Origin of the sequence: Halobacterium bonnevillei, assembly GCF_009831555.1 — an archaeon.
Lineage (GTDB): Archaea > Halobacteriota > Halobacteria > Halobacteriales > Halobacteriaceae > Halobacterium > Halobacterium bonnevillei.
Genome location: NZ_WUUU01000206.1, coordinates 1 through 4,865 on the forward strand (window position 1 = coordinate 1; position 4,865 = coordinate 4,865).

A 4,865-nucleotide genomic window follows, 5' to 3' on the forward strand; every position below is an offset into this window, starting at 1 on the left:
GTACCCGAGCGCCAGCGCGGCGAGCGCGCCGACGAGCCGGACCCCCGGCCGCAGCAGCTTGTTGAACAGGACTTCGCCCCGGGCGGACCCGTTCGCCCGGAAGATGCCCGCGTACACCATCACCAGGCCGAGCAGCAACACGAGCGCGCCGAACAGCCGCATCGTCTCCGGAAACGCCGGCTGCTGGACCGTGACGTCGTTCAGCCACGGCGCCACCATCCACACCCCCGCGGCGATCAGCAGGCCGACGCCGAGCGTGGTGGCGTAAGCCAGCCCCATCACGCGCGCCTGTCGCGCTGGGTCGTCCTCGTAGTCCGGCAGGTACCGCTGGAGCGCCGGGACGCTCCCGAAGGTGACGAGCCGCGACAGCAACTGCGCGATGCGGAACGCCAGTGCGTACACCCCGTACGCGACGGGCCCGAGGCCGCGCGCGAGCACGAACTCCGCGGCGCTGGTCAGCGCGCGCTGGGCGGAGACGCCGCCGGACGTCACGACAGCACCGTGTGCAATCGTCAGCAGGGCGTCGCGTTCCTCGTCCGAGACGTCGTCCGTCGGGCCACCGTCCATCGGTCAGTACCTCGCGGGAGTCGGCTGTCGCAATTAAGTGGTTCGATGGACGAAGGCGCGGGCTTCGACGCCCGCCGGTCGACCACTGCCTGTCGCGAAACCCGAAAGCGTTTAGCGGCCCGCGCGTACGGTTCCACCGATGGAGTACGGCGTCGTGCTGAAGTGGTGGCTGTTCTACCAGGTGTTGCTGGTGGTGGGGCTGCCGTTCGCCACGCGTTTGTTGCCGGATGCGCCGGACCGCGGCGCGTCGGTGGCGGTCCCGATCGCGGTCGTGGCCCTGACAGTGCCGACGCTGTGGGTCGGACAGGTGGCGTTCGGGGCGTGGGTCGTGGCTGGCGTCGCGGTGGCGGTGTTGGCGGCGTCTGCCTGGCTGGCGCGCGGCGGCATCGACGTGCCGAAGCGCCCGCTCGCCGAGGTCGTCGCGGTGTTCACGGTCGCGTTCCTGTTCCTGATTTCGATACGCGCGGCGAGCCAGGGCGTCTATCCGGGCGGCGGGGAGAAGTTCCTGGACTTCGGACTCGTCCAGAGCCTGTTGCGCGCGGACCGGCTGCCGCCCCAGGACTTCTGGTTCGCGGGCGAGCGCGTGGTCTACTACTACGGCGGCCACCTGATGACGGCCGTCTTCGCGCTGCTGACCCGGACCAGCGGCCGCTTCGCGTACGACCCAGCGCTCGCGGGATTCTACGCGATGGCCGTGACGGCGGCGTACGGGCTGGCGTCCACGATTGCCGCCCACAGTCTCGACGACGCTTCCGGACGAGTCCGCACCGAGACGACCCTCGGCGTCGCGGGCGTCGTGTTCGTGTTCGCGGTGTTCGGCCTGGGGGTCCCGTGGTACTACCTGGCGGTCCCGGCGGCGTTCGCGGTCGCAGCCCTCGCGGGGTCGACGCGCGTGCGTGCCGGGGTGCTGGCCGCGTTCGTCTACGGGTTCGGGAGCAACCTCGTGACGCCGGTCCGGTTGCTCGCGGGGACGTTCGACGTCGTGCGCGACGCCGTCGTCGCGGCAGGCATCAAGTCGAACCGCGCGCCCACAAGTACGCCCGAGTCGTTCGACATGTGGCACGCCAGCCGCGTGGTCGAAGTGGGCATCAACGAGTTCCCGCTGTTCGCGTACCTGAACGGCGACCTGCACGCGCACATGATGAGCGTCGCCGTCCTGTTCATCGCCGTGGCCGTCGGGCTGGCGTACTCCCGCACGCCCGCCGAGCAGCGTCGGCGCCGCGCCGCGTTGCTGTTCGTGGGGTTCCCCGTAGCGGCCGGGACGATTCTCACCGTGAACACCTGGAGTTTCCCTGCCGTCGCCGGGGTCGCCGCACTCTCCGTCGCGCTCGCTGACCCCGCGCCCCGCACACTCTTTCCGGCCAGTGTCGCCGACCGGCTGGACCGAACGAGTGCGCCAGCCCGGGAACTGCAGCGCGTCGTGCTTGCCGTCGTGGTCGCCGTACTCGTCGCACTACTCGGTCTCGCCGTCGTCTGGCCGTTCGTGTGGAACGTCCTGCTGTCCGGGGCGAGCAACCAGCACCCCGCAGCGTTCCCGGAGCCGACGCAACTCGGGGCGTTCCTGCTCGTCCACGGCCTGTTCGTCGTCGCGTTCGGCGCGTACCTGATCTCGCGCGTTGCCCGTGACCGGACTGACTGGGCGGCCGCGGGCCTCGTGGCGGTGGCGGCAGTGCTGGTCGCGGCGGAGTTCGACCCCGTCGTCGCTGGCGAACGAATCGGCATCGTCGCCCTCCTCCTCGCTGGGCCGCTGCTCGCGGGCGCCTGGGTGCTCCGCCGGCGTTCGCGAGTCGGGTTCGAGGGCGTACTCGTCGTCGCGGGCGCGGGCCTCGTGGTGCTGTTGGAGTACGTCTACCTCGCCGACGCCGCGTCCTACGAGCGGTTCAACACCATCTTCAAGGTGTACGCGCAGGTGTGGGCGCTCTGGACGGTGCCGGCGGGCGTCGCGCTCGCCGCGCTCGCCGCCAGGACTCCCGAAACGACCCGGCTCCGCGAAGTCGGGGGCACCGCGCTCGTCGTCGTGCTGGTCGTCTCGGCGTCCGTGTACGGCGCGTTCGCGGTCTCCGACCACTTCGACCGGATGGACGACGCTTCGCTGGACGCCTTCGAGGACATACACGACGACCGGCCCGAGGAAGCCGAGGCAGTCGAGTGGTTGCACGACAAGCCCGGCCAGCCGCACATCGTGTCCTCGCCGGGTCTGGACCCCTACTCCTGGCAGAATCCCGCGTCGAGCCTGACGGGGATTCCCACCGTCGCCGGCTGGGTGCACGCAGGGAACTACCACAACCAGGAGGACTACCGCACGCGTGTCAGCGACGTCGAAATCATCTACAAGACCAGCGACCCGGTCTCGCGGGCCGCGCTCCTGAAGAAACACGACGTCGAGTACGTCTGGGTCGGGCCGATCGAACGGAACCGGTACCTGATTCGCGTCACCGAGGACGAACCCGGCATCAGCGTCGCGTTCGAGAACGAGGAGGTCACCGTCTACGCGGTGAACCGGTCAGCGCTCGTCGACACGCAACCCTGAGCCCTGCTCAGGGGCCGCGTCAGTCAACAGCGATCCACGGAGCCGCGTCAATCCAGAATCAGACCGCGAGGTCGCCGGCGCGCTTCTCGACGGTGATGTCCTCGGCGTCGGCGGTTTCGACGTCCAGCCAGTGCGGGATGAAGTTGCGCTTCTCGTAGTCCTCGAGCTCGTCGGCGTCGCCCATGATGCACCACAACTGGACTTCGTCGGGGCCGTGCCAGTCGCCGTTCTGCGTCACCTGGAAGAGGACCTTCTGTTCGCCGTCGTACTCGATGACGGCGTCACGGCGGACGCCGGGGTCGCCGTGAATGATGAGGCGCTTCATGGCTGCGGGTTCGACGGGTGGCGGATTAAACGCTTCGAAGCAGCGCGTCACAAGTCGGTGGGACGGGCGCGCGGCGTTCAGGCGCCGTCCGCGGCCGTCGCCCGCCGCATCCACCGTTGCTCTCCCTGCTCACCGTCGCCGACCAGGACCGGTGTTCGAACAGTCACCACGGCCGATGTGGCAATTCGCTCGGCGGTTCGTCGGCCACGCTGTGGTCTCGCACCCGTTTACGCCGGGCCAGTCACGCCGACTGCGCGGACGGGCGCGCCGTCCGTCGACAGCGCCAGGGGGTACGCCCGCAGTTCGAAGCGGTCGCCGACCGCCTCGAGGGTCCGGAGATTCTCCAGGATCAGGCAGTCTGTGCCGAGCAGCGCGTGATGGGCCTGGAATCCGTCGGGTTCGTCGTCGCCCGCGTTCGGCGACGGCGTCGGGTCGGGGCTGAGAGCGTCGACGGCGACCGCGAGTCCCCGGTCGGCGCACGTCTCCGCTGCCGTCGGGGAGAGGTACGGGTGGTCGAGGTACCGGTCTGTTCCCCAGTGAGCGTCCCACCCCGTCCAGAACGCCACGAGGTCGGCGTCAGCGTCCGGGACTCTGGCTGCTGGGATCGGCTCGCGGGCCTCGAGGTCGCGGCAGTCGACGCGAATTGCTTCGAACACGAACCGGTCGACTGAGTACTCGTCCAGCGTCTGGCCGTCGCGCTCGGTGTGGGCGGGGGCGTCGACGTGCGTGCCGGTGTGGCTGCCCAACGAAATGGATTCGACGTGGAAGCCGTCCTCGTCGTGGGTGGCCGCCGCGTCGGCGACGACCTCGGGGTCGCCCGGGTACGTCTGCATGCCGGTCTCGATCCGGTGGCTGAGGTCGTGGTGCACAGTCGGCTACGGGTACTCCGGCCAGAAAGCGTTGTGTGTCACTCCCCACCGGTGTATTTTTTCCGCCGTCCGCCGTGTGTCGGACTGTCGTGGCGACTACGCACTACCGTTCCGGCGAACGGCGAGCGGGCACCACGTGGGGTGACCGGCCGTGAGCAACCCGGTTACTGGAAACGCGCTGCTGACGGATTTGCTGGTCGTCGTGTTCGCGTGGAGTGACGCCATCCTACGCCGGCAGTCCGTCGACGACACTCGCGAGGCCTCCGTAGCGAACGGCCGCGCGAAACGCGGTCTGAGGACGACGTCGCTCGCGGTGACCCGGCTACGGGCGGACGACACCATCGGCGGCCCCGAGTACGGCGGCGTCCGGGTGTCGACACAGTGACCGTGGACGACGCCATCACCGAGGTCGCACCTGACGTCTACGACCTCACGCTCGAACGAGGCGCCGCCCGCTACCGGGCGTTCCTGGTGGATGGGGCGGACCCGACGCTCGTCGACTGCGGGTTCGACCGGACGACCGACGCGCTGTTCGACCGCCTCGACGCGCTCGACGTGACGCCCGAACGGCTCG

General features: G+C 69.7%; 5 protein-coding genes and 1 pseudogene. 3 read left to right on the top strand and 3 right to left on the bottom strand.

Annotated elements, in window-relative coordinates:
• The coding region (locus GRX66_RS16590) for a lipopolysaccharide biosynthesis protein (protein WP_159527511.1) at positions 1–567 on the bottom strand (567 nt) is incomplete at its 3' end.
• A 139-nt stretch (positions 568–706) separates the two neighbouring features.
• Between GRX66_RS16590 and GRX66_RS16595 the strand changes: the two genes are divergently transcribed.
• The gene (locus GRX66_RS16595; protein ID WP_159527512.1) at positions 707–3,097 is read left to right on the top strand and encodes a DUF2298 domain-containing protein; all 2,391 of its coding nucleotides are present in this window, start codon (positions 707–709) and stop codon (positions 3,095–3,097) included.
• Between the two features lie 58 nt (positions 3,098–3,155).
• Here the strand turns inward: GRX66_RS16595 and GRX66_RS16600 are convergent, their stop codons facing one another.
• Positions 3,156–3,422: an HAH_0734 family protein gene (locus GRX66_RS16600; RefSeq protein ID WP_159527513.1), complete on the bottom strand. Its 267-nt coding sequence runs from the start codon at positions 3,420–3,422 to the stop codon at positions 3,156–3,158.
• A 227-nt stretch (positions 3,423–3,649) separates the two neighbouring features.
• On the bottom strand, positions 3,650–4,291 hold the full coding sequence (locus GRX66_RS16605) for a cyclase family protein (RefSeq protein ID WP_325064166.1): 642 nt from the start codon (positions 4,289–4,291) through the stop codon (positions 3,650–3,652).
• A 151-nt stretch (positions 4,292–4,442) separates the two neighbouring features.
• On the opposite strand from GRX66_RS16605, the gene GRX66_RS16610 reads away from it, so the two are divergent.
• Complete coding sequence (locus tag GRX66_RS16610) at positions 4,443–4,676, top strand: hypothetical protein (protein ID WP_159527514.1); 234 nt, start codon at positions 4,443–4,445, stop codon at positions 4,674–4,676.
• Positions 4,673–4,865, top strand: a pseudogene (locus GRX66_RS16615) (MBL fold metallo-hydrolase); the annotation flags it as partial. The gene GRX66_RS16610 and the pseudogene GRX66_RS16615, both read left to right, overlap by 4 nt.